This window comes from Kineococcus haloalkalitolerans (assembly GCF_050871905.1).
Classification (GTDB): Bacteria; Actinomycetota; Actinomycetes; order Actinomycetales; family Kineococcaceae; genus Kineococcus.
The window spans coordinates 1-24,705 of the sequence record NZ_JBJLSH010000035.1; the positions used below are offsets into that span (position 1 = coordinate 1).

Genomic DNA, 24,705 nt, shown 5'->3' on the forward strand with positions numbered 1-24,705 from the left:
CCCCCCCCCCCCCCCCCCCCCCCCCCCCCCCCCCCCCCCCCCCCCCCCCCCCCCCCCCCCCCCCCCCCCCCCCCCCCCCCCCCCCCCCCCCCCCCCCCGGGGCCGGTCCTCAGACGGAGAGGAAGTCGATCAGCACGCGGTTGAACTCCTCGGCGTGGCTGACGTTGAAACCGTGCGGCGCGCCCGCCACCACGTGCAGCCGGCTGCCGGGGATCGCGGCGTGGGTGCGCGCGCCGGACCCCTCGAACGGCACGATCGCGTCGCCGTCGCCGTGGACGACCAGGGTCGGGACGGTCACCTTCGGCAGGTCGTCGCGGAAGTCGGTGGTGCCGAAGGCTTCCATGGCCTTCAGCGCGGCCTTCTCGTCGGCCTGCTTCGTCAGCGCGATCGCGTCCTGGCGCTGCGCCTCGGTCACCTTCAGGACACCGTCGACGGAGAAGAAGTCGGTGACGAACCCGTCGTAGAAGGTGTCCTCGTCGTCCTTCAGGCCCGACTCCATCTCGTCGGCCTTCTCCTGGCTCAGGGGGCCGTCGGGGTTGTCGTCGCTCTGAGCCAGGTACGGGGGGACGGCACCGGCGAAGACGGCGCTGCGCACGCGGTCGGTCCCGTACTTCGTGAAGTAGCGGGCGACCTCCCCGCCGCCCATGGAGAAGCCGACGAGCGTCACGTCGGTCAGGTCGAGGGCCTCCAGCAGGGCGTGCAGGTCCTCGGTGAGGGTGTCGTAGTCGTACCCGGAGCGCGTCTTGTCGCTGCGCCCGAAACCGCGGCGGTCGTAGGTGACGACGCGGTAGCCGGCGGCCTGCAGCGCCGGGACCTGCTCGGACCACGCGGCGCCGGACAGCGGCCAGCCGTGGATGAGCACGACGGGACGGCCGGGGCCGCCGGTGTCGTCGACGTGCAGGTCGGTGTTCTTGAACAAGCCGTGGTGCGCGGTGATCTCGGTCATCGGCGAGCGTCCTCCAGGTCTGCGGTGCGCCTGCGCACCCGGCCGTCCGCCGGGCGGGCGCGTCCTGCCCCCGGGACGCTACGGACGCGTCGGGACGCGCGCACGCCGAGAGCGCCGGGAACTGCCGGGTGGAGCAGAGCCGTGGCAGCAGGTGATGAGGGAACCGCGGGCGGTGAGCACCGTCCCCGCGGCAGCGCACCACGACCGCCGCACCGGCCGGCGCCTCAGCCCGCCGCGACCGCCCACCCGCCCGGCGGCAGTTCCACCCGCGCGCCGTCCGTGCCCGCGTCCAGGATCCGCCCGGTGCCCGCGAGGACCTCGCGGGCACCGGGCGCCGGCACGGCGCTCGTGCCGTCCGCGGTGGACAGCGCGACGACGACCCGTTCTCCCGACCCGCCCTCGCTGGCGTAGGCGAGCGCGTCGTTCGCCACGTGCAGCACGCTCGTGCGCGCGCCGTGCAGCCACGCGTGCCGACGGCGCAGCCCGATGAGCTCCTGGTGCAGGTGGAACGTCGGCAGCCCCAGCGGCGACAGCTCCTCCGGCGAGGCGGGGAACGGCGGGCGCACCGCGTCGTCGCCGCCGGCGCGGTCCTCCTTGACGCCGCGGAAGGCGTGCTCGTCGCCGGCGTACACGCACGGCGTCCCCGCGACGGTGGTCAGCACGGCGAGGGCGTGCGCGAGGTGCGCGGGGTCGTCCAGGCGGCTGGCGATGCGGGTGACGTCGTGGTTGCCGAGGAACGTCAGCGGCGCGAACGTCCGCGAGAACTCGTCGTGGCGGCCCAGCGCGTGGGCGAGTTCGTGCAGGTTGCCGTCGTTGAGGCCGCTCCAGACGGCCTTCCACAGCTCGTACTGCGTCACGGAGTCCAGGTGCCCGTCGACGACGGCGGCGGGGTAGTCGCCGTGGATGACCTCCCCGACGAGGTAGGCGTCGGGGTGGCGCTCGCGCACCCGGTCGGCGACCTGCGCCCAGAACCCCGCGGGCACGGCGTAGGCGGCGTCCAGCCGCCACCCGGCAGCGCCGCGGTCCAGCCAGTGCGTCATCACGTCGGCGACGTGGTCGACGACGGCGGGGTCCGCGTGGTTCAGCGCGACGAGCTGGTGGTGGCCCTCGAAGTCGTCGTAGTCGGGTTCCGTGCCGGGCGTCCACGCCTCCGGCCCGCCGGGCCAGCGCAGCCGGAACCAGGACGCGGTCGGTGCGGACGGGCCCTGCTCCAGCACCGCGCGGAACGCCGGGTGGGAGCGGCCGACGTGGTGGAACACGCCGTCGAGGAGGACCCGGATCCCGCGTTCGGACGCCGCGCGGAGCAGCGCGTCGAGGTCGCCGTCGTCGCCGAGGCGCGGGTCGACGCGGAGGTGGTCGACGGTGTCGTAGCCGTGGGTCTCGGAGGCGAACACGGGACCCAGCAGCAGACCGGACGCGCCGAGGGCGAGGGCGTGGTCGAGCCAGCCGGCGAGGTGCGGCAGGCGGTGCCGCACCGGTCCGTCCAGGTCCTCGGCGTGCGCCTCGGCACCGGTGAAACCCAGGGGGTACACGTGCCAGAAGACGGCGTGCTGCACCCAGTCGGGGCCGGGGACGCGTCGATCGCTCATCCCCCCACCCTGCCCCGGCGGGTGGCGCCGCCACCACCGGGGCGGGTGCGGGTCAGACGGTGACGTCCTGCGCGACCTCGGCGAGGAGCTCGACGGAGCGCAGCCGCGCCTCGTCGTCGAGGGCCTGGTGGGCGGTGATGAGCTCGTCGGCGCCGGCGGCGTCGAGGAAGGAGTCGAGGTAGCGGCGCACGTCCGCGGGGGTGCCGACGGCGGCGTAGGACAGCATCTGGCCGACGTGCTGGCCGGCGGCGGTCTGCATGAGGACGTCGACCTCCGCCTCGGTGAACGTGCGGCCGCGGCCGAACAGGGAGACGGCGAACCGGCGCTGCACCTGCTCGAACGAGGCGCGGGCGTCGTCGGCGGAGTCGGCGGCGACGACGTTCACGCCGGCGATGACGTGGGGGCGGTCCAGCTGCTCGGACGGCTGGAACTCGCGCCGGTAGGCGCTGACCGCGGCGTGCAGGGCCTGCGGGGCGAAGTGCGAGGCGAACGCGTACGGAAGGCCGAGCGCGGCGGCCAGGTGCGCGCCGAACGTGGAGGAGCCGAGGACGTACAGGGGGACGCGGGACCCGGCGCCGGGCACGGCGTCGACACCGGCGACGCTGGAGCGGCCGGCGAGGTAGTCGCGCAGTTCCGCGACGTCGCGGGGGAACGTCTCGGCGGCCGACGGGTCGCGGCGCAGCGCGTACGTCGTCGCCTGGTCGGAGCCGGGGGCGCGGCCCAGGCCGAGGTCGATGCGGCCGGGGTACATCGCGTCGAGGGTGCCGAACTGCTCGGCGATCGACAGCGGGGAGTGGTTGGGCAGCATCACGCCGCCGGCGCCGAGGCGGATGGTGGAGGTGTGCGCGCCGACGTGGGCGATGAGCACCGCGGGCGCCGAGGACGCGATGTGCGGCATGTTGTGGTGCTCGGCGTACCAGACGCGCTGGTACCCGCTGCGCTCGGCGGTGCGGGCCAGCTCGACGCTGGCGGCGATGCTCTCACCGGCCGTCTTCCCCGGACCGATGTGGGCGAGGTCCAGGATCGACAGGGAGAGCGACACGACGTGCACCTTTCACCAGCGGGACTGTTCGACGGCTGCAACCGGGCCGCCGCCCCGCTTGTTCCACCGGCCGGTGGCCTCCCCCGGCCGGCGGGACGTCAGGTGGCCATGTCCACGAAGCGCGAGTAGTGGCCCTGGAAGGCGACGGTGATCGTGTCCGTGGGCCCGTTGCGGTGCTTGGCGACGATGAAGTCCGCCTCCCCCGCGCGCGGGGACTCCTTCTCGTACATGTCCTCGCGGTGCAGCAGGATCACCATGTCGGCGTCCTGCTCGATCGAGTTGTGGACCGCGATGCCGTCCGCGACGAAGTTGTGCCCGCCCAGCACGGTGGCGTCGTAGACAGGCTCCTCGCCGTCGGGCTCGATGGCGACGACCTCGTCCCAGAGGACGTCGTTCACGGCGTCCACGTGCAGGTCCGCCGCCTGGAGGACCGTGGCGATGCGCGACAGCGCAGGGCCCGCCTCGGCAGCCGCGCCGCCCGACAGTTCACGGCCGACGTGCTGCCACACGCCGTCGTCCGGTGCCACCGGTGCTGCACCGCGGACCCGGTCGAGGAGGGCGAGCGCCTCGGGCCCGCGAGCGCCCACCTCCTGCAGGAAGCGGCGCAGGTCGTCGGGGCCGGTGATGTCCAGGGACCACCCCTCCCCCGCGGTCCGCAGCTCGGCCGAGATGCCGAAGCGCAGCAGGAGGCGCGCCACGTCGTCGAGCAGGTCGCGACCGGCGGAGCGCAAGGTGACCCGGCCACCGGCCGCGGCACCGCTCTCGACGTCCCCCGCGACGTCGCGCAGGTGGTGCAGGAACAGGGCGATCTGCCGCTTCGGCAGGTGGAACACCTCGACGGGGACCCGCCCGCCGGTGAGCGCTGGGTCGACGTCCAGGAGCCGTCCGCCGGCCAGGGCGTGCGCGGTGGCCACGACACGGTCGTCCTCCCACGCGGCGACGGCCTCCGGCGCCGGGACGTGCCGCGGCACGGCGATGCGCTGACCGGGCGTCAGGTCAGCCAGCGGCGTCCACCCCTCGTAGGTGAGGAAGGGGTGGTTGGCGGTGGCACGGACCGTCTTGCCGGACGCCGTGCGCAGCCGGTGCACGGGCTTGGTGCCGGTGGGGAACACGTGGGTGAGGTGGCGGCGCACGTAGCGCAGCGAGTCGTCCAGCGCCCACACCGGCACGTCGCGCGCCCCCGCCGCGTACAGCTCCCCCAGGGTGGTGCCCGCGCCGGTGTCGGCGCGCAGGACGCGGGTGTCCGCGGTCAGGCAGCCGGACTCGCGCAAGTCGCTCATCTGCGGCTTCTTGTCGGTGCGCTGCTCAGGCCCGCGGTTCAGCTGCGACAGCGCGATGACGGGGACCTCGAGCTCCTTGGCGAGCAGCTTCAGCGCGCGGGAGAACTCGGAGACCTCCTGCTGGCGGCTCTCCACCCGCTTGCCGGACGTCATGAGCTGCAGGTAGTCGACGATCACCAGCTTGAGGTCGGCGCGCTGCTTGAGCCGGCGGCACTTGGAGCGGATCTCCATCAGCGACATGTTCGGCGAGTCGTCGATGTACAGCGGCGCCTCGGAGATCGAGCCCATGGTGCGGGCCAGCTTCGTCCAGTCGTCCTCGCGCATCGTCCCCTTGCGCATGTTCTGCAGGGGGATGCGCGCCTCCGCGGACAGCAGGCGCATCGAGATCTCGTTGCGACCCATCTCCAGGGAGAAGATCACCGAGGCGAGGCCGTGCTTGATGGACGCGGCCCGGGCGATGTCCAGCCCGAGGGTGGAGTTGTGCGTCGGGACCATCGAGCGGCCGGCGAGGTACAGGTGGTCGTCGGCGTCGACCTCGACGCAGCGCACGGGCACGGTGGGCACCGGCCGGACGGCCGTGACGCGCCGGGCGGTGGACGGGACGTCCTCCCGCTCGTGCAGCGCCCGCTTCAGCTCCAGCCGCTCGCTGCCGCACCGGAACACCCAGTCACCGTCCGTGGCGAAGGACACGCGGACGCGGGCACCAGCGCCGTCGCCCACCGCCGGGGCCAGGCCCAGCGTGTGCAGCGCCTCCACGACGACCGGGACCGCGGACGGCACGAGGTCGAGCGACACCACGCCGTCGGACCCGGCACGGCACGCCACGTCGGCCGCCCCGGCGACCAGCGCGCGGCGCTGCGCCGAGGACCCGCGCAGCACCTGCGGCGGCACGTCGGCGGAGTCGACGCGCAGGCCCGCCGCACCCGCCGCGTCCAGCGCGGCGGCCAGCTCACCGCGGACGTCGCCGAGCGAGCCGGACCAGCCGGCCGCGAGCGCCCCCAGCAGGTACGGGTCGACGTCGAGGTCGGCGGGGGGAAGGTCGAGCGGTGCGGCAGCGTCGACGTGGTGCGGGACGCCCCGCGCGAGGTCGGCCGCCAGGGAGGACGTCGTCACGACGGCCCGGGACCCGCGCGACGAGGTCAGCCACTGGTGCTCACCGTCGGCGACCAGCACGGTGCCGTCGGAGAAGACGACCTCGTAGCAGGGGCGGTCCGTCATGACGTCCGTGGCGGCGACCACCCGCACGGGTCGCCCGTCGGCGCCGAGGAGCTCGTCGCCGGGGCGGACCTCGCCCATCGTCGTCCAGCCCGTCGGGGTGGGCAGGGGCGTGTCGAGGGCCAGGGCCTTGCCCACGGCCGGCCGGGCCGCGATGACGATCATCTGCCCGGGGTGCAGGCCGTTGGTCAGCTGGTCCAGGTCGGCGAAGCCGGTGGGGACGCCGACCATGCCCTCGCCGCGGTGGCTGCTGGCCTCGATCTCGTCGATGGCGCCCTCGATGACGTCGCCGAGGACGGCGTAGTCCTCCTTCGTGCGCTTCTCCGTGACCGCGTACACCTCGGCCTGCGCGGAGTTGACGATGGCGTCCACGTCGCCGCCGTCGGCGCCGTAGCCCATCTGCACGATGCGGGTGCCGGCCTCCACGAGGCGGCGCAGCACGGCGCGCTCGCGCACGATGCGGGCGTAGAAGCCGGCGTTGGCGGCGGTGGGGACGGTGGAGATGAGGTCGTGCAGGTAGGGGGTGCCGCCCACGCGGGCGAGCTCGCCGCGGTTGGTCAGCTCGGCGGAGACGGTGACGGGGTCGGCCGGCTCGCCGCGCGAGTACAGGTCGAGGACCGCCTCGTAGATCATCTCGTGGGCGGGGCGGTAGAAGTCGACGCCCTTGAGCACCTCGACGACGTCGGCGATGGCGTCCTTGGACAGCATCATCCCGCCGAGCACGCCCTGCTCGGCGGCGATGTCCTGCGGGGGCATCCGCTCGTACGGCTCGCTGCCCACCGACGGCCCGCGGTCGCCCTGGCCGCGGCCGCGCTGGCCCCCGCGGCCGGACCCGTCCGCCCCCTCGCGCTGCTGGGCCGGGCGGTCCTCGTAGGTCGTCACGTGCGCGCAGCCCCTCTCCCCGGCTCACCCCACCGCCGGGCCCACCACGGGCCCGCGCACGAGCAGTCCTACCGGGAGGGTCCGACACTGACCGACGGCACCCGGCCCGGTCAAACCGCCCTGTGCACAGGGTTGTCGACAACCTGTGGACGGTTGGGGACCACTGGTGCACAGGGGGTGGACAACCCTGGGGACAACTCGGGCCGCAGCGCCCCCCGACCGCCGGTGCACGACGCTGACCTGCGACGATGCGCCTCCCCACCTGTCCACCAGGTGTGGAGGACGAGAACGTCGGGACAGCGGGAGGGTGGCGTGCGGGTTGCGGTCCGGTGACGGTTCGCGCGGAGGGCTCAAGGTCGGGCGCCGGGATGCCGACATCCTGCGTCTGGCGGTCCCCGCGCTCGGCGCGCTGGTGGCCGAACCGCTGTTCCTGCTGGCCGACTCGGCGATCGTGGCGAGCCTGGGCACCCTGCCCCTGGCGGGCCTGGGCGTGGCCGGGGCGCTGCTGGCGACGGCCGTCAGCCTCTTCGTCTTCCTCGCCTACGGCACGACGGCGGCCGTGGCGCGCCGGCTGGGCGCCGGGGACCTGCGCGGGGCCCTCGCGCAGGGCGTGGACGGGATCTGGCTGGCGCTGCTGCTGGGCGTGGCGACCGCCCTGGTCGTCGCCCCGCTGGCCGGGCCGCTCGTCACCGCCCTCGGCGCCTCCCCCGAAGCGGCCCCGTACGCCGTGACGTACCTGCGGGTCAGCCTGCCGGGGCTGCCGGGGATGCTCGTCGTGCTCGCCGCCACGGGCGTCCTGCGGGGCCTGCAGGACACCCGCACCCCGCTGGCCGTCGCCGCCGGCGGCGCCGCGCTCAACGTCGTGCTCAACCTGCTGCTCGTGCACGGCCTCGGCTGGGGCATCGCCGGCTCGGCGGCCGGAACCGCGGCCACCCAGCTGCTCATGGCCCTCGTCCTCGTGGTCGTCGTCGCCCGCGGGGTGCGCCGCACCGGCGCGCCCGTGGGCCTGCACCCGCTGGGGGTGCTGCGCAGCGCCCGCGCCGGCGTCCCGCTGCTCGTGCGCACCCTCACCCTGCGGGTGGCGCTGCTGGTGACGACGTTCGTGGCCGCCCGTCAGGGCGACGCGGGGATCGCCGCCCACCAGGTCGCCATGACGGTGTGGACGACGACCGCGCTGGCCCTGGACGCCCTGGCCATCGCCGCGCAGGCGCTCGTGGGCCGGGCGCTCGGCGCCGCCGACGTGGACGGGGTGCGGGCCGTCGTGCGGCGCACCGCGCAGTGGGGCGTCGCCGTCGGCGTGGTGCTGGGCGCCGCCCTCGCGCTCGCGGCGCCGCTGGTGGCCGGGCCGTTCGCCCCCGACGAGCAGGTGCACCACTACCTGACCGCCGCGCTGGTGGTCGTGGGCGCCTCGCTGCCCGTGGCCGGCTGGGTGTTCGTCCTCGACGGCGTCCTCATCGGCGCCGGCGACGGCCGCTACCTCGCCGCCGCGGGCGCGGTCACGCTGCTGTGCTACCTGCCGTGCGCGCTGGCCGTGCTGGCGCTGGCCCCCGCCGGGCGGGCCGGCCTGGTGTGGCTGTGGATCTCCTTCGCCGGCGTCTACTCCCTGGCCCGCCTGGCCACCCTCGTGCACCGCGTGCGCACCGACCGGTGGGTGGTCGTGGGGGCCTGAGCCCTCACAGGCGGCGGTTGGCCAGCACCGGCAGCGCGGCGCGCACGGCGTCCACCGCGTCCAGGTCCACGTCGACGACCAGCCGGCCCGGCTCGGCGCCCAGCCGCCCCAGCACCTCGCCCGTCGGCCCGGCCACCGTCGAGGAGCCCACCCCCGTCGGCGCCCCACCCTCGGTCGGGACGGCCGGGGCCGCCTGCCCGCAGGCGACGACGACGCTCGTGGCGTCCAGCGCCCGCGCGCGCACCAGCAGGTCCCACTGCTCCACCTTGCCCGGTCCGGCGCCCCAGGAGGCGGCCACGACCACGAGGCGGGCGCCGCGGTCGGCGTACGCGGTGAACAGGCCGGGGAAGCGCACGTCGTAGCAGGTGGCCAGGCCGACCGGCTCGCCGTCCACGGGCACGAGGACGGGCCCGTCACCGGGCTCGACGGCCTCGGACTCGCGGTAGCCGAAGGCGTCGTAGACGTGGACCTTGTCGTAGGCGGCCCGCACGCCCGGGCCGGCGGCGAACAGGGTGTTGCGGACCCGCCCGCCGGAGCCGGGGGTGAACCCGCCGGCGACGACGGTCAGGCCGGCGGCGTCGGCCAGCTCGCCCAGCCGGGTCGCCCACGGCCCGTCGGCGGGTTCGGCGACCGGGCCGAGGGGGACCCCGAAGCGGCACATGGTCGCCTCGGGCAGCACGAGGAGGCGGGCGCCGGCGTCGCGGGCCGCGGCGACCTCCACGGCGACCAGGTCGAGGTTCGCCGCGGGGTCGTCGGTGCTGGAGATCTGGGCGAGCGCCACGCGCATCCGCGCAGCCTGCCAGAACCGGCCCGCGTGGCAGGGTGCGGCGGGTGACCTGGACCCGCGTCGACGGACTGCGCACCCTCGAGCTCGGCACGCCCGGCCGGGTGCGCCGCGAGCTGACGGCCCTCGTCCTGGCCGGGCGCAAGAGGGCCACGGCCGGCCTGCTCGACGTCGACTACGCCGCCGAGGGCGAGGAGGTCGAGCGCGTCGGCGAGCGCCTGGCCGTCCTCGACGACGGGGGTGCGCACGTGGCGACCGTCGAGGTCACCGCGGTGCGGGTGGTGCCCTTCGCGGAGGTCGACGACGCCTTCGCGCGCGAGGAGGGCGAGGGGTACGCCGGGCACGCGGACTGGGCCGCCGCGCACGAGCGGTACTGGGCCGGGGTGGGCGTGGCGGTGAGCGCCGGCACGCCCGTGGTGTGCCTGCGCTTCCGGCTCGTCGGCGCGGACGGCTGAGCGGCGCCGGACGCGCGGGGGGCCGGCCGCGCAGCGCGCGACCGGCCCCTCGTGGTGGTGCTACCTCGTCAGGCGCTGGCCTCGACGACCTCGACGGTCACCGTGGCGGAGACCTCGGGGTGCAGGCGCACCAGCGCGGTGTGGGTGCCCACGGCCTTGATCGGCTGCGGGACCTCGACCTTGCGCCGGTCGACGGCCGGGCCGCCGGCGGCGGTGACGGCCTGGGCGATCTCCGCGGGGGTGATCGCACCGAAGAGGCGGCCGCCCTGGCCCGCGCGCGCCGCGAGGGCGACGGTGCGGGACTCCAGCGACTGCTTCACGGCCTTGGCCTCGTCCAGGGTGGCGATCTCGCGGGTGCGGCGGGCCTTGCGGATCGCCTCGACCTGCTTCTCGCCGCCCTTGGTCCACGGCGTGGCCAGGTTGCGCGGCAGGAGGAAGTTGCGGCCGTAGCCGTCCTTGACCTCCACGACGTCACCGGGCGTCCCGAGACCGGACACCTCGTGGGTGAGGATGAGCTTCATCTCGTGTCCCCTCCTCAGCGGGCGGAGCTGCTGTAGGGCAGCAGCGCCATCTCGCGGGCGTTCTTGATCGCCTTGGCGATCTCCCGCTGCTCCTGCACGGACACGCCCGTCACCCGGCGCGCGCGGATCTTGCCGCGGTCGGAGATGAACTTGCGCAGCAGCGCGGTGTCCTTGTAGTCGACGCTCTCGATCTTCGCGGCCTTGAGCGGGTTCTGCTTCTTCTTGGGCTTGCGCACGGGCACCTTGGCCATCGTGGTGCTCCCCTCTCGTGGAGCCCGGGGTCTACCCCGGGATGGTGGTGTGGTTCTTCAGTGACCCCCGGCCGCCGCAGCGCTGCCGCCGCGGCCCGGGGTCGGGACGACCGTCAGAACGGCGGGTCGTCGTTGGACGAGCCGCCCCAGCCACCGCCGCCGCCCTGGCTCCCGCCAGAGGGGCCGGTCGCCCACGGGTCGTCCTGCTGCTGGCCGCCGCCGCCGGAGCTCGCGCCCCAGCCACCGCCGCCGCCCTGGCCGCCGGAGCCGCCCTGGCCGCCGGAGCCGCCCTGGCCGCCGCCGAAGCCGCCGCCCTGGCCGCCGCCGCCGAACCCGCCGCCACCACCACCGCGCTGGGTCTTGTTGACCTTGGCGGTGGCGTAGCGCAGCGAGGGGCCGACCTCGTCGACCTGCATCTCGATGACGGTGCGGCGCTCGCCCTCCTTCGTGTCGAAGGTGCGCGACTGCAGGCGGCCGGTGACGACCACGCGCATGCCGCGCGTGAGGGACTCGGCGACGTTCTCGGCCGCCTCGCGCCACACGGTGCAGTTCATGAAGAGCGCCTCGCCCTCCTTCCAGTCGTTCGCCTGACGGTCGAACGTCCGGGGGGTGCTGGCGACGCGGAAGTTCGCGACGGCGGCACCGGAGGGGGTGAAGCGCAGCTCCGGGTCGTTGGTCAGGTTCCCGACCAGCGTGATGACCGGTTCGCCGGCCATCAGGCGGCCTCGGAGCGGAGCAGCTTGGTCCGCAGCACCGCCTCGTTGAGGTTGAGCTGGCGGTCCAGCTCCTGAGCCACGGCCGGCTCGGTGTTCAGGTCGATGACGGCGTAGATGCCCTCGGACTTCTTCTTGATGTCGTAGGCCAGACGGCGACGGCCCCAGATGTCGACCTTGCCGACGGTGCCACCGCCCTGGCGCACGACGTTCAGGAAGCGGTCGAGCGACGGACCCACCGTGCGCTCTTCCAGCTCCGCGTCGAGGATCACCATGAGCTCGTACTGACGCGCGCTCATTACCCCACCTCCTCCGGTCTCAGCGGCCGCGGTCTCTCCGCGGCAGGAGGGTCGATCGGCGTCGTCTCCACCGCGCGCCGCTGGGGACGCGAGGCGGAGGACCGCACGAGTCTACCGGCCTCCCGGTGCCCACCCTGCCCCGCGCGCCACCGCGGCCGGGCGGCCGTCCACAGCCGGGCCGCCGGCGGGCGGGCCCGGGCGGGTGGGGACCCCGCGCTCAGGTGACGCGGACCACCAGGGCGTCCGGGGCGCGGTCGAAGACACCGCCGGCCGGGTCGTCGGCGCCGCCGGCGCGCACGGGGTCGCGGCGGGGCGCGCGGGCGTCGCGGGCGGCCGCGGCGACCAGCCACGCCACCCCGGCCACCCGCAGCAGCAGGAGCAGCGCGTACAGCTCCGGCGGCAGCGCCCGGCCGGGCACCGACTGCCCGGCGATGAACAGCCACACCGCGGCGAAGTACGCGGCCTCGGCCGCCCACCACAGCAGGTGGTCGCGCCAGCGCGGCACGGCCAGCGCCGCCAGCGGCAGCAGCCACAGCGAGGCCTGCACCGGGAAGGAGGGGGCCAGCACGCACCAGCCGGCCACGAGGGCGAGCGCCACCTGCGGCAGTCGCGGCCGGCGCGGCAGCCACAGCACGAACAGCCCCACCAGCAGCGTCCAGACCACCCAGCCGGTGACCGCGAGCGCCGTCACCGCCGCCCCGGGCAGCCCCTGCGCGTCCGCGGACCCCGCGGACTGCGCCCACAGCTGCGGCAGCAGCCACACCGACCCGTACCCGGCGCGCTCGCCCGCCCACGTCGTCAGGTGGGCGCTCCAGGCGGCCCGGTCGACCAGCGCCACCGGCAGCGACACCGCCAGCCAGGTCAGCGCCGCCACCCCGGCCGTCCCGGCGACCGCGCGGGCACGGCCGCAGCGCAGGCCCACCAGCAGCAGCGCGAGCAGCAGCAGCGCCGGCCAGGTGCGGGCGGCGGCGGCCAGGCCGATCAGGACACCGGCCAGGACGGGCCGGCGGCGCGCCCACGCGGCCAGGCCCGCGGCGGCCAGCGCGACCCCGAGCAGGTCGAGGGACACCAGCGAGGTCAGGACGAGCACCGGGCTGGCGGCCACGAGGAGGGCGTCCCAGCCGCGGCGGCGCCCGGCGGCGACGGCGACGGCCGCGACGACGGCCAGGGCCGCCAGCGCCAGCGCCAGCGCCATGACGTCGAAGTAGGTGCGCTGGGCGGCCACACTCACCTCGTCGGGGGCGAGCAGGCCGAGCAGCCACGCCAGCGCCGCCGTCAGCGGCGGCTGCCCCAGGGAGACGCCGTCGCCGTAGGGGCCGAGGCCCTGCGCCAGCCCGGAAGAGGTGTAGACGACGGGCCCGTCGGCGTAGCAGGCGTGCCAGAACTGGTCGGGCGTGTTCCACCCGGCGGCGCGGCAGTGGTGCTTGCTCACCGCGCCGAGCGCCACGGCGAGGGCCGCCAGGAGCAGGGCGACGGGCAGCGGGCGCGCCCACCACGGCGTCCCGGCGCCCAGGCGCCGGCCGGCGGGCCCGCCGAGGACCTCGCTGCCGGCGCGGGCCACCGGGTCGGCAGCGGTCGGGGCGACGGGCTCGGAGGACCTGGCGGGCCCGGGGGCCCCGGTGGGCCTGGTGGACCCGGTGGGCGGGCGCTGGGAGCTCACCGCAGCAGCGTGCCCCAGTCGGGCCGCCCGCGGGCGCCCGGGGCGCGGACGGGCCGGGCGCCGGTCAGGGCACCGGTGCGGCGTCCGCGCCCTCGTCGGCCTGCGGGGCCGCCTCGCCGTCACCACCGTCGTCACCACCGCCGCCCTCACCGCCGCCACCGTCACCACCGCCGCCACCGCCGCCTCCCGTGGCGGTCGGCTGCGCCGTGGGCGAGCCGGTGGCGGTGCTGGTGGGCGTACCGGTGGGCTGCTCGGTGGCCTCCGCGGTGGGCTCCGCGGGCTCCTCGGTGGCCTCCTCGGTCGGCTCCTCGGAGGCCTCCTCGGTGGGCTCCTGCGTGGCCGTCGGGGACTCGCTCGGCGACTCCTGCGCGGTGCGCGACGGGGTGGACGTCGCCCTCGAGGAGCCGGAGGAGCCGACGTAGCTGGGCGAGGGGAAGTCCGCCTCGGGGACGCCCTGCAGCGCGGCGCGCACGAAGGACGTCCAGATGCGCACCGGGTACGAGCCGCCGGTGACCTCCCCGCCGCCCAGGGACAGCTTCTCCGGGCCGGACTCGCCGACCTGGTACATCGCCACGCTGGCGGCCAGCTGCGGGGTGTACCCGGCGAACCAGGCGGACATGTTGCCCGAGGACGTGCCCGTCTTGCCCGCGGCCGGGCGGCCGAGGTTGCGGGCGTAGCGGCCGCTGCCCTGCTGCACGACCTGCTGCAGGGCGTACGTGGTGTCGGCCATGACGTCCTCGGCGAACACGCGCCGCTGCGTCGGGGAGGCGGTGTAGACGCGGGTGCCGTCGGCGTCGTCGATGCTCTCGATGGTGTGCCAGTCGTTGCGCACGCCCTGCGCGGCGAACGTGGCGTAGGCCTGCGTGACGTCGATGGGGTGCGGCGAGGCCGTGCCCAGGACGTTGGAGATGGTCGTGTCCGCGTCGCCCAGGGTGTTGGTGTCCACCGGGTAACCGGCCTCGACCGCGACCCGCCGGGTGGCCTCGGGACCGACCTCCTCGTTCAGCTGCACGTACGTCGTGTTGACCGAGTTGGCGGTGGCCGTGACGAGGTTGATCCGCCCGTAGCTGGAGCCGCCGAAGTTGCGGAACGTGCCGCCGTCGACCGTCATCGGGCTGGCGCCGCTGTAGGTGCTGCGCAGCGAGACGCCCTGCTCCAGGGCCGCGACGAGGGTGAACGGCTTGAACGTCGACCCGGCCTGGGCGATGTCCTGCGTCACGGCGTTGCGGTTGCGCTGCAGGTAGTCGGCGCCGCCGTACATGGCCCGCACCCCGCCGGTGGCGGGGTCGATCGCGGACAGCGCGACCTGCAGGCCCTCGGGGACGCTGGCGGGCAGCTGGTCCTGCACGGCCTGCACGGCCGCCTCCTGCGCCCGCGCGTCGAAGGTGGTGACGATGCGGTAGCCGCCGCGGTCGATCTGCTCCTCCGTCAGGCCCGCGGTGCTCTCCAGCTCCGCGCGCACCGTCGTCAGCAGGTAGCCGTTCGGCCCGCGCAGGGCGTCCTCGCGCTGCTCCTGCACCGTGTCCGGGAGCCCGGCGGCGGCGCGGTCCTCCGCCGACAGCCAGCCCTCGGAGACCATGCCGTCCAGCACGTAGTCGACGCGGGCGGCCGCGCCCTCGGGGTCGTTGAGGGGGTCCAGGGCGCTGGGCGCCTTGAGGACGGCCGCCAGCAGCGCGGCCTGGGAGACGTCCAGCTCGCCGACGTCCCGGCCGAAGTACGCCTGCGCGGCGGCCTGCACGCCGTAGGCGCCGCGGCCGAAGTACACGGTGTTGAGGTAGTCCTGCAGCGTCTCGTCCTTGGTCTGCTGCTGGTCGATCTTCAGGGCGAGGATGAACTCCTGGGCCTTGCGCGCGTAGGAGCGCTCGGAGGTCAGGTAGTAGTTCTTCACGTACTGCTGCGTGATCGTCGAGCCGCCCTGCTGCGAGCCGCCGCGCACGTTGTTCCACACCGCGCGGGCGATGCCCGTCGGGGAGACGCCGCGGTTCTCGTAGAAGGAGCGGTCCTCGGCGGCCAGGACGGCGTGCTGCACGACGTCGGGCACCTCGTCGATGCCGACGACCTCGCGGTTGCGGGCCGCGAAGGTGCCCAGCTCCGTCTGGCCGTCGCTGAAGTAGACGGTGCTGATCTGCGCGTCGGCCAGCTCGTTGGGGTCCGGGACGTCGGTGACGGCGTACGCCGCGGCGAGGCCGCCGACCCCGAGCACGACGCCGGCGGCGACGAGGCCGCCGAGCCAGGCCAGCGCGCGGCGGCCGCGCCGGCCACGGCGGCTCTTGCGGGCGGCGGGGCGGGCGGCGGGCCGGCGCGCGGCCGGCTGCTGCGGCCGGCGCTGCGCGGACCCGGGGCCAGGACGGCGTTGAGCCACTGCGGTGCGTTCCTCCGTGGTGGGGGCGGCGTGCGGGACCGGCACGCACGTCGGGTGCTGGTGATCCATCGGCAGGAGCGGTGCGCCCCTCGAGATCCCCGGCCCGTCCAGTATGCGCGGGCCGGGAGGTCCTGCGCGCCGCGCGGGGACCGCGGGCGGCGGCGCTCACGACACCTCCACGCCCCGCCCCCACCCCGCCCGCTCCCCCACCGACGGGGGCCTGTCCCCGCCGGGGCCGCTGCGTACCGTGACGGCGTGAGGGTGCGGTGAGAGCGGGGCGGCCCGGCGGGGACGCCGGGGACGGCGAGGAGGCCGGCGTTCCCGCCGAGCTGCGGCGGCTGCTCGCGACCCGGCGCTACCGGCACCTGATGGCGGTGCGGCTGGTCGGGCAGGCCAGCGACGGCGCCTTCCAGGCCGGCCTGGCGACGCTGTTCTTCTTCGCCCCCGAGCGGCAGGCCACCCCCGCCGGCGTGGCGCTGGCCTCGGCGGTGCTGCTGCTGCCGTTCACGGTCGTCGGCCCCTGGGCGGGCGTGCTGCTGGACCGCCGCCCGCGCCGCTCCGTGCTGGGGTGGGGCAACCTGCTGCGGGCCGCGCTGGCGGCGTGCGTGGCGGTGACCCTGGCGGGCGGCGCCGGCGACGTCGTCCTCGGGGTGCTGGCGCTGGCGACCCTGTCGGTCAACCGCGCGCTGCTCGCCGGGCTGTCGGCGGCGCTGCCGCGGGTCGTGGCCCCCGGTCAGCTCGTCCTGGCCAACTCGATCACCCCGACGGCCGGCACCGTCGCCGCGGGCGCGGGGGCCGCGATCACGGTGGGCGTCGCCGCGGTCCTGGGGACGGGCGCCGGCGCGGACGTGGGTGCGCTGTGCGTGGCGGCCGCCGCGTACGCGGTAGCCGGGCTGGTCGCGCTGGCCTTCCCCCGCGGGCTGCTGGGGCCCGACCCCTCCCCCGGCCCGCCGGGCGGGCGGTCCGCCGCCGGACCCGCCGCCGTCGTCCGACGCGCCTCGCGCGACGTCGTGGCCGGCGTCGCGCACCTGCGCGAGCGGCGGGCGGCGGCCGCCGCGCTGGGCGTGGTGGCCTGGCACCGGTGGGCGTTCGGGCTGACGACCGTCGCCGTCGTCGTCCTGTGCCGGCGGACCCTGGCCCCCCTGGAGGATCCCTCGCAGGGCCTGGCGGTGCTCGGCGTCCTGCTGACGGCCGTGGCCGCCGGCTCGGGGGCGGCGGCGCTCGCGGCCCCCTGGGGCGCCCGGCGCGAGCGGGTCACCGCCTGGATCCGCGGCTGCCTGCTGCTGGCCGGCGCTGCCCAGCTGCTCGTGGGGCTGACCACGGACGTGACGGCCCTGGCGGTGGCCGCGTTCCTGCTCGGCGCGGGCGGGCAGGGCGCCAAGATCGGCGTGGACACCGTGGTGCAGCGCAGCGTGGACGACGCCTACCGCGGGCGCGTCTTCACCGCCTACGACCTCGTCTTCAACGTCAGCTACGTGCTGGCGGCCGGAGCGTCGGTGCTGCTGGTGCCCGCCGACGGGCGCCTGGGCGTCGTCGCGGTGGTGCTGGCGTGCGGGTACGCGCTCGTCGCCGTCGCGCACGGCCGCGCCCGCGAGCGCCCGTCGGCCCGGGCGCGCGTGCCCTGACCGGCCCGCTCCCGCTCCCGCTCCCGCTCAGGGCAGGGGGACCTCGGCGTCCGGGGGCGTGACGACCTCGGGGGGCTCGGGCGTGCCGGTGGGGCCGGCGGTGTCCTCGTCCTCCGGCGGCTCCTCCGGTGGCGCGCTCGTCGGCTCGGGCTCGACCACCGGCGGAGGGGTGACCACCGGCGGGGCGGGCGTCGAGACCGGCGGCGGGGTGGTCGGTGGCGTGGTCGGCCGCGGCGGGCGCGTGGGCCGCGGCGGGCGCGTCGGGCGGGGCGGCGGCGCCGAGGACGGCGGCGCGGGCGTGAGGGTGGGCGGGGCCGGCGTGACCGGGGGCGGCGCGGTCGTCGGCGGCACGGTCGGCGCGCTCGTCGGCGGCGCGGTCGTGGGCCGGGGCGGGAGCGGGACGGTCGGGGCGGGCGTGAACAGGTCCGGCGGCGTCGTGGAGGGCGCCGGCGGCGGACCCGGCGGCGGCAGCGGCAGGCCCGTGGTGGGGTCGACCGGCGACGGCGGGGGCGAGCCCTCGAGGCCGGACGGGGTGCCCGAGGGGGTGGCGGAGGTCGCCGGCGGCGCGGTCCGCTCACCCGTGCCCCGCGCCGAGCCCCCGGAACCGCCGGTGCCCCCGCCGCCGCCCGTCCCGGTGGGTGCCTCGGCCGGGCCGGAACCCTCCTCGGGCACGGCCACGGGCGGCGGCGCGGCGGTGGAGGTGGTCACCGGCGGCGGCTGCACGATGGCCACGGGGTTGGGGACGTCCGCCAGCCGGCCCTGCTGGACGGCGGCGATGGCGATGCCCGTGCCCGCGGTGGCCAGCACCAGCGCGCCCACGACGGCGGCCACGGGGCGGCGCGGCAGCGAGCGCACGTCCGCCAGCACGCCGCCCTCGCGGCGGTGCGCGGCCCGGGAGGAGCCGGCCGGCACGGCCTCGTGCAGGGCGGCGGCACCGAGGGCCGCGGTGGCGGCCTCGTCGAGGCCGAACGGCGCCCCGGCGCCGGTGTCCGCGAGCGCGCGCAGGCCGTTCACCCACGCCGGCAGACGGTCGGGGCGCTGCGCGGGGTCGTCGGCCAGCGCCTGCAGGAGCAGGTCGGCCAGCCCGGCGTGCGGGGCGGTGGCCGGGGCGACGGCGAGCTGACGGCGCACCAGCGCGGTGTCGAGCCCGCCGTCGGGCCCGACGGCCGGCGGCTGCCCGGTGAGGAGGAACACCGCGGTGGCGCCGAGGCCGAAGACGTCGCCGGCGGAGGAGGGCAGCGCCCCGGCGCGCACCTCCGGCGCCGTGTAGGGGCCGACGGAGGGCCGCAGCGGCCCGGTGCGCAGCCCGCCGAGGCTGGCGCCGGCCAGGCGGACGCCGTCGGCGGGTCGGAACCCGGCGAGCCGCACCGAGCGGGGCGTGATGTCGCCGTGCACGAGGGGCGGGGACTGCCCCGAGCCGCGGTGCAGCTCCTGCAGGACGCCGGCGGCGGTGGCCAGGACGACGAAGCGGTCCTCCAGCCCCGCGCCGGGGTCGTCGCGCAGCCAGTCGGCCACGGAGCGGCCGGAGGCCTTCTCGAGGACGGCGTACTGCCAGGCCGGGGCGTCCAGGTCCAGGCGGCCCGGCGGGTGCGGGGCGGGGCCGGCGAAGGACGTCACCACGCGGGCGAGGGCCTCGTGCCGGACCCGGGCCAGGCCGGCGGCCCGCTCGCGCCAGACACCGGCCGGGTCGAGCGGGGGCCCTCCGGCGTCCCCGGTCCCGTCGGCGTCGGCGGACGCCTCCTCGGACACCTCGCCGGCGGCCGGGTCGGGGGCGGGGCGCAGGGCGGCGAGCGTGAACAGCGCCTCCCCCGCCGGGGCGCGGTGGTCGAGCACGTGCCACGCCTCGTCGGCGCCCTCGGTCTCCCCGAGCAGCTCGTAGCGGTCGGGGTCGTCCGCCGGGCCCGCGCGGTGGCGGAGCACCGACGGCACGTCCGGCGCCGTCAGCCGCTCGTCCGGCCAACCCTCGCTGCTCACCGCTGGCACCTCCGCGCCTCGGCGGTGCCCGCGGGCACCGTGTACGGGCCTCTCATGATGCCCCATCCGGGGGACGCTGACCCCCGTCCGCGGGCGTGGCGAGCCCACCGGGCTCGACGCGACGGCCGGGGAGGGGTACACGCGCCCGCACGCGCGGACGCGCACCGCCCCGGACCACCACGCCCGCTGCGACGCCGCGGCGGCGCGACGGGTTCCCCCGATCGGGCGCTCAAGCCCGGGACGGGACCTGCCGATGCAGGGTGCGTGATCACGACCACGGAGCGTGTCGAAGCAGCGGCCGCTGCCACCCGTCCGGCGCAGTCGCGGACGTCCCGCGGCGACCGCGTGCGCGGCGGCGGTGCGCGGCTGGCCGTCAGCACCGCCCTGGTCGTGGCCCTGCTCACCGCCCTCGTGCCGCACCTCGTGGGTGCCTCCGGGCCGGGCGGCGCGCCCTGGTGGCCGGCCGCCGGCGTCGCCCTCGCCCTCGCCGCGCGCCGGCCCGCCCGCCGCTGGTGGGTGGTGGCCGGGACCCTCGTCGGCGCGCTGCTCGGCGCCCGGGCCGGCGGGGACGCCGGCCCGGCCACCCTCTTCGCCACCGCCCAGGCCCTGCAGGTGGCGGTCGGCGGCTCGGTCGCGGGGCTGCTCACCGGCGGGCGGCCGCTGCGCCTGCGCCGGGGCCGCGACGCCTGGCGCCTGCTCGCCGCCGGCCTGGCCGGGACCCTCGCCGGGGCGTGCCTGCAGGCGGTCGGGGGCCAGGGCCTCGTGCACCACCTGCCCGCGCAGCTGCTCGGGGTGATGCTCGTCGCGCCGCCGCTGCTGCTGCCCGTGCCGGGCCCGGCGCTGCGCCGCCAGCGCGCGCTCGTCCTCGAGCACGCCGTCGCGCTGCTCGTCGCCGCCGGCGTCTCCACCGCCGTGTTCTGGACGGCGGCCCCCGGGCCGTGGTCCTTCCTCGTCGTCGTGCCGGTGCTGTGGGCCGCGGCCCGGCTGGGCACCGGGCGGGCGCTCAGCTGCCTGCTCGTGGTGGCCGTGGTCGCCACGGCCGGCAGCGCGGGCGCGGCGGTGGGCGCCCAGGCGCAGCTGGCGGCGGAGCAGGCCACGCGCGCCCTGCAGGGCCTGCTGCTGACGGCCGGGGCCGTGACGCTCGTGATGTCGCTGGTGGTGCGCTCGCGCGACCGCGCCGTCGTGGACGCCCGCCGGCGCGAGGAGCTGTTCCGCCGCACCTTCGACGACGCCCTGCTCGGCGTCGCCCTGCTGCGGCTGCGCGCCGACGGCACCGCCGTCGTCGCCCGCGTCAACGACCGCCTGACGAGCCTGCTGGGCCGCGGCGTCGCGGTGGGCAGCGACTGGTCCGAGCAGGTCGCCGACGAGCACCGCGAGGGCTTCACCGCCGCGGTGGTCGACATGGTCGAGCGCGTGCGCGAGGGGGAGGCCGCCCACTGGCACGCCGAGCTGCGCCACGGCGGTCCCGACGGGGAGGGCACCTGGCTGGAGCTGGCCGCGGCCGCCTGGCCCACCGCCGACGACCCGGCCACCGGCGAGGTCGCCGCCGTCGTGCAGGTCGTCGACGTCACCCAGCGCCGCCTCGTGCAGCGCCGCCTGCGCGAGGCCGCGCTGCACGACCACCTGACGGGCCTGCCGAACCGGACGCTGCTGGAGGACCGCCTGCGCCACGCCCTGACCGGTGCCCGGCGCTCCGGGCGCGAGGTCGCCCTCCTGTACTGCGACCTGGACGACTTCAAGCCCGTCAACGACACCGGCGGGCACGCCGCGGGCGACCACGTGCTCATCGGGGTGGCCGAGCGCCTGAGCGCCGCGGTCCGCCCCGGCGACACCGTCGCCCGCCTGGGCGGCGACGAGTTCGCGGTCGTGTGCCCGGACCTGCCCGACGGCGGCGCGGCGCTGGCCGTGGCGCAGCGGATCGTCGAGTCGATGGCGCAGCCGTTCGAGGTCGCCGGGTGGAGCTTCCCCGTCGGCATCAGCGTGGGCCTGGCCGTGGCGGCGCCCGGCCAGGACGCCGCCCGCGTGCTGCAGGAGGCCGACGCGGCGATGTACGAGGCGAAGGGTTCGGGCAAGGGGCGGGTGCGCTCGGCCGGCCCGCGCGTGGTGGACCTGCGGTCCCGGCGCCGCTCGCAGGGCTGAGAGCGCGCTCGGCGGTCCACGGGCCCCGGTGCGGGTCGAGGGAAACGTTTACCGCAGGTCCGCCCGGGGTTTCTCCCGGCAGAGGCGTTGACGCTGTGCCCCGACCGACCTACTGTCGTGGCACCTGAGGTTGAAACGTCTCAGTCCGGCCGGGAGGGACCCGGTGACGAGTTGATCTCGACGAGGAGACCAGCGACATGGACCGACCCCGCACCCGTGCGCTCATCGCCGCGGCGGCCCTCGCCGCGCTGCCCCTGTCCGCGTGCAGCGCGGGCAGCCTCGGCTCTTCCGCGGAGGAGGGCGTCACCGGCATCACCCTCATGGTGAGCAACGCCGCCGACACCGTCGAGGCCGCTGAAGCCATCGCCGCCGCCTTCGAGGCGGAGAACTCCGACGTCGACGTCACCGTCGAGACCCGGCCCGGCGGGACCGAGGGCGACAACCTCATCAAGACCAGGCTCGCCACGGGCGACATGCCGGACGTCTTCGTCTACAACACCGGCTCGCTGCTGCAGGCCCTCAACCCGCAGCAGCAGCTCGTCGACCTGTCCGGCGAGGCGTGGGTCGGCGACATCGACCAGGCGTTCCTCGACGCCGCCGGCGGTGACGACGCCACCTACGGCGCCCCCTTCGGCGGGGTGCAGGCCGGCGCCGTCCTCTACAACAAGGCCGTCTACGAGGAGCTGGGCCTGGAGGTCCCGCGGACCTGGGACGAGTTCATGGCCAACAGCCAGGCCGCCGTGGACTCCGGCCGGGCCGGCATCATCCAGACCTACGGCGAGACGTGGACGTCGCAGCTGTTCGTCCTGGGCGACTTCCACAACGTCCTGGCCGCCGAGCCGGACTTCCCCGAGCGCTACACGGCCAACGAGGTCGGCTACGCCACCTCCGACGCCGCCCGCAAGGGCTTCGAGCACCAGCAGCAGGCCTTCGAGGCGGGCCTGTTCAACGAGAACTTCCCCTCCGCGACGTACCCGGACGGCCTGGCGATGCTCGCCGAGGGGGAGGGCGTGCACTTCCCCATCCTCACGGGCGTCGTGTCCGAGCTGGTCGACACCTACCCCGACCAGGTGGACGACATCGGCGTGTTCGGCCTGCCCGGCGACGACGCGGCCAGCGCCGGCCTGACCGTCTGGACGCCCGACGGCGCCTACATCCCCGCGACGACCGAGGGCGAGCGCCTCGACGCGGCCAAGCGGCTCGTGGCCTTCATCGCCAGCCCCGGCGCGTGCGAAGCCCGCAACGAGGTGGCGCCGCCCACCGGGCCGTACCCGATCCAGGGTTGCGAGCTGCCGGACGACGCCCCGGCCGCCTCGCAGGACATCGCCACCTACCTCAGCGAGGACCGGGCGACCCCGGCGCTGGAGTTCCTCTCCCCCGTCAAGGGCCCCAACCTGGAGAACCTGACCGTCGAGGTGGGTTCCGGCATCCGCCCGGCCGACGACGCGGCGCGCCTGTACGACGAGGACGTCGCCAAGCAGGCCCAGCAGCTGGGCCTCGAGGGCTGGTGACCGAGCCGGTGGCGACCGACAGCCCGGCGCGCGCCGCCGGGGCGGCCACCGCACCCCGGCCGGGGCGACCCGGCCGGGGCGCGGGGCGCCGGCGCAGCCCGTACCCGACCTGGTTCTACCTGCCCGCGGCGGTCGTCTTCGGCGTCCTGTTCGTGCTGCCGACCTTCGCCTCGTTCTGGTTCAGCCTCACCCGCTGGACGCTCTTCGACAGCGAGTTCATCGGCCTGGACAACTTCCGGCTCTTCTTCGCCGAGCCGCAGCTGGTCACCGGCCTGCGCAACACCGTCGTCTACGCCGTGCTCACCTGCGGGGCCAAGGTGGTCCTGGGGATGCTGCTGGCCCTCTTCCTCACCTCGCAGGTGGCCGCCCGCGGGTACCTGCGCTCGGTCGTGTTCTTCCCCGTCCTGGTCAGCACCATCGGCGTCGGCATCACCTTCCAGGTCCTCATGGACCCCTTCGGCGGGTTCATCAACGAGGCGCTGGCGGTCGTCGGCATCGACGGCCCCGGCTGGCTGACCGACCCGCGGTGGGCGCTGTACTCGGTGGCGCTCGTCGACGTCTGGAAGGGCGTGGGCCTGGCGACGCTCATCTACATCGCCGGCATCGTCACCATCCCCAGGGAGTACTTCGAGGCCGCCAAGGTGGACGGTGCGGGCCCGGTGAAGAACTTCTTCCACATCATCCTGCCGCTGGCCCGCGGGGCCACCGCCACCGTCATCATCCTCGCGCTCATCGGCGGCCTGCGCTCCTTCGAGCTCATCTGGACGATGACCCGCGGCGGGCCGGGCTTCACCTCCGACGTGATCGCCTCGGTGATCTACAAGCAGTACCAGGCGGGCTTCTACGGCCTGTCGACCGCCGGCAACGTCGTCCTCTTCCTCCTCGTCACGGCGATCGTCCTGCCGCTGGCGTACCTGCTCAACCGCCGGGAGGTGGAGCTGTGAAGGCCCTCTACCGCTGGGGCGGCGGCGCGCTGGCGATCGTCGTCACCGGGGTCGTGTTCATCATCCCCTTCGTCTTCATCGTCCTCACCGCGATGAAGACGCGCAGCGAGGCCAACCGGCTGGAGTTCTCCTGGCCCACCGAGATCGCGGTGGTCCAGAACTTCGTCGAGGTGCTCGAGGCGCGCAACTACATCCTCGTCATCGCCTTCATCAACTCGACGATCCTCACGGTCGCCAGCGTCGCCGGCATGGTCGTCCTGGCCGCGATGGTCGCCTTCGTGCTCCAGCGCCGCCCCACCCGGTGGAACCCGTTCATCAACTTCCTCGTGCTGTCCGGGCTGATCATCCCGCCGGCCGTCGTGCCGACGATCTGGGTCCTGCAGGCCCTCGGGCTGTTCCGGACCATGTCCGGGCTCATCCTCGTCCAGCTCGCCTTCGGGCTGTCCTTCTCGATCCTGCTCTTCCGCGCCTTCATCGCCACCATCCCCCGCGAGGTCGACGAGGCGGCGGTCATCGACGGCGCCGGGCCGCTGCGGCTGTTCTTCACCGTCGTCCTGCCGCTGCTCAAGCCGGTCGTCGTCACGGTGGTCGTCGTGCAGGCCGTCAACGTCTTCAACGACTTCGTGACGCCCCTGTACTTCCTGCCCGGCGAGCGCAACGCCACGGTGCAGCTGACCCTCTACAACTTCCAGAGCCAGTTCACGACGCAGTACAACCTGCTCTTCATGAACATCCTGCTCATCACGATCCCCATGCTGCTGCTGTACGTCTTCTTCAACCGGCAGATCGTGGGTGGCATGACCTCCGGCGCCGTCAAGGGCTGACGCGCCGGCCACCGACCGGG

Annotated in this window: 19 protein-coding genes; 7 read left to right on the forward strand and 12 right to left on the reverse strand. The window is 76.0% G+C overall.

Annotation, left to right across the window (positions count from 1 at the left end; all coding sequences use genetic code 11):
- Positions 1-109: 109 nt before the first annotated feature.
- The 4 genes from ACRYMY_RS13915 to dnaB all read right to left on the reverse strand — a co-directional run bounded on the left by ACRYMY_RS13915 (position 110) and on the right by dnaB (position 6,828).
- Entirely contained in the window at positions 110-946 is an 837-nt protein-coding gene (locus tag ACRYMY_RS13915; protein ID WP_432547857.1) for an alpha/beta fold hydrolase, read from the reverse strand.
- Positions 947-1,170: 224 nt separating this feature from the next.
- Positions 1,171-2,535, reverse strand: coding sequence for an alpha-amylase family glycosyl hydrolase (locus tag ACRYMY_RS13920; protein ID WP_432547858.1), 1,365 nt, complete (start codon positions 2,533-2,535; stop codon positions 1,171-1,173).
- A gap of 52 nt (positions 2,536-2,587) precedes the next feature.
- Positions 2,588-3,577, reverse strand: a complete 990-nt coding sequence (locus tag ACRYMY_RS13925; RefSeq protein WP_432547859.1) for an LLM class flavin-dependent oxidoreductase — start codon at positions 3,575-3,577, stop codon at positions 2,588-2,590.
- A 98-nt stretch (positions 3,578-3,675) separates the two neighbouring features.
- Positions 3,676-6,828: a replicative DNA helicase gene (gene dnaB / locus ACRYMY_RS13930; RefSeq protein WP_432547893.1), complete on the reverse strand. Its 3,153-nt coding sequence runs from the start codon at positions 6,826-6,828 to the stop codon at positions 3,676-3,678.
- A 433-nt stretch (positions 6,829-7,261) separates the two neighbouring features.
- Between dnaB and ACRYMY_RS13935 the strand changes: the two genes are divergently transcribed.
- A complete protein-coding gene (locus ACRYMY_RS13935; protein WP_432547860.1) occupies positions 7,262-8,623 on the forward strand; it encodes an MATE family efflux transporter in 1,362 nt (453 codons plus the stop codon).
- Between the two features lie 4 nt (positions 8,624-8,627).
- Here ACRYMY_RS13935 and ACRYMY_RS13940 read toward each other — a convergent pair whose 3' ends face one another.
- Entirely contained in the window at positions 8,628-9,410 is a 783-nt protein-coding gene (locus ACRYMY_RS13940) for a carbon-nitrogen hydrolase family protein (RefSeq protein ID WP_432547861.1), read from the reverse strand.
- Positions 9,411-9,454: 44 nt separating this feature from the next.
- Between ACRYMY_RS13940 and ACRYMY_RS13945 the strand changes: the two genes are divergently transcribed.
- A complete protein-coding gene (locus tag ACRYMY_RS13945) occupies positions 9,455-9,862 on the forward strand; it encodes an ASCH domain-containing protein (protein ID WP_432547862.1) in 408 nt (135 codons plus the stop codon).
- Positions 9,863-9,930: 68 nt separating this feature from the next.
- Here the strand turns inward: ACRYMY_RS13945 and rplI are convergent, their stop codons facing one another.
- The 6 genes from rplI to ACRYMY_RS13975 all read right to left on the reverse strand — a co-directional run bounded on the left by rplI (position 9,931) and on the right by ACRYMY_RS13975 (position 15,668).
- Positions 9,931-10,383, reverse strand: coding sequence for a 50S ribosomal protein L9 (gene rplI, locus ACRYMY_RS13950; protein WP_369053141.1), 453 nt, complete (start codon positions 10,381-10,383; stop codon positions 9,931-9,933).
- A gap of 14 nt (positions 10,384-10,397) precedes the next feature.
- Complete coding sequence (gene rpsR, locus ACRYMY_RS13955) at positions 10,398-10,634, reverse strand: 30S ribosomal protein S18 (RefSeq protein ID WP_369053140.1); 237 nt, start codon at positions 10,632-10,634, stop codon at positions 10,398-10,400.
- A gap of 113 nt (positions 10,635-10,747) precedes the next feature.
- The gene (locus ACRYMY_RS13960) at positions 10,748-11,350 is read right to left on the reverse strand and encodes a single-stranded DNA-binding protein (RefSeq protein WP_432547863.1); all 603 of its coding nucleotides are present in this window, start codon (positions 11,348-11,350) and stop codon (positions 10,748-10,750) included.
- Positions 11,350-11,646, reverse strand: a complete 297-nt coding sequence (rpsF, locus tag ACRYMY_RS13965) for a 30S ribosomal protein S6 (RefSeq protein WP_369053138.1) — start codon at positions 11,644-11,646, stop codon at positions 11,350-11,352. The genes ACRYMY_RS13960 and rpsF overlap by 1 nt, the downstream gene beginning before the upstream one ends.
- Before the next feature lie 217 nt (positions 11,647-11,863).
- Positions 11,864-13,306, reverse strand: coding sequence for a glycosyltransferase 87 family protein (locus ACRYMY_RS13970; RefSeq protein ID WP_432547864.1), 1,443 nt, complete (start codon positions 13,304-13,306; stop codon positions 11,864-11,866).
- 64 nt (positions 13,307-13,370) lie between these two features.
- Positions 13,371-15,668, reverse strand: a complete 2,298-nt coding sequence (locus ACRYMY_RS13975) for a transglycosylase domain-containing protein (RefSeq protein ID WP_432547865.1) — start codon at positions 15,666-15,668, stop codon at positions 13,371-13,373.
- Between the two features lie 266 nt (positions 15,669-15,934).
- Here ACRYMY_RS13975 and ACRYMY_RS13980 point away from each other — a divergent pair, with 266 nt between their 5' ends.
- Entirely contained in the window at positions 15,935-17,293 is a 1,359-nt protein-coding gene (locus ACRYMY_RS13980; protein ID WP_432547866.1) for an MFS transporter, read from the forward strand.
- A 27-nt stretch (positions 17,294-17,320) separates the two neighbouring features.
- Here ACRYMY_RS13980 and ACRYMY_RS13985 read toward each other — a convergent pair whose 3' ends face one another.
- Entirely contained in the window at positions 17,321-19,267 is a 1,947-nt protein-coding gene (locus ACRYMY_RS13985) for a serine/threonine-protein kinase (protein WP_432547867.1), read from the reverse strand.
- Between the two features lie 264 nt (positions 19,268-19,531).
- On the opposite strand from ACRYMY_RS13985, the gene ACRYMY_RS13990 reads away from it, so the two are divergent.
- The 4 genes from ACRYMY_RS13990 to ACRYMY_RS14005 all read left to right on the forward strand — a co-directional run bounded on the left by ACRYMY_RS13990 (position 19,532) and on the right by ACRYMY_RS14005 (position 24,685).
- Positions 19,532-21,406 (forward strand): diguanylate cyclase domain-containing protein, encoded by a 1,875-nt coding sequence (locus tag ACRYMY_RS13990; RefSeq protein WP_432547868.1) that lies wholly within the window; start codon positions 19,532-19,534, stop codon positions 21,404-21,406.
- A gap of 197 nt (positions 21,407-21,603) precedes the next feature.
- Positions 21,604-22,917: an ABC transporter substrate-binding protein gene (locus tag ACRYMY_RS13995; RefSeq protein WP_432547869.1), complete on the forward strand. Its 1,314-nt coding sequence runs from the start codon at positions 21,604-21,606 to the stop codon at positions 22,915-22,917.
- Positions 22,911-23,861, forward strand: a complete 951-nt coding sequence (locus ACRYMY_RS14000; RefSeq protein ID WP_432547894.1) for a carbohydrate ABC transporter permease — start codon at positions 22,911-22,913, stop codon at positions 23,859-23,861. The genes ACRYMY_RS13995 and ACRYMY_RS14000 overlap by 7 nt, the downstream gene beginning before the upstream one ends.
- Positions 23,858-24,685, forward strand: a complete 828-nt coding sequence (locus ACRYMY_RS14005; RefSeq protein ID WP_432547870.1) for a carbohydrate ABC transporter permease — start codon at positions 23,858-23,860, stop codon at positions 24,683-24,685. Before ACRYMY_RS14000 ends, ACRYMY_RS14005 begins: the two co-directional genes overlap by 4 nt.
- Positions 24,686-24,705 lie beyond the last annotated feature (20 nt).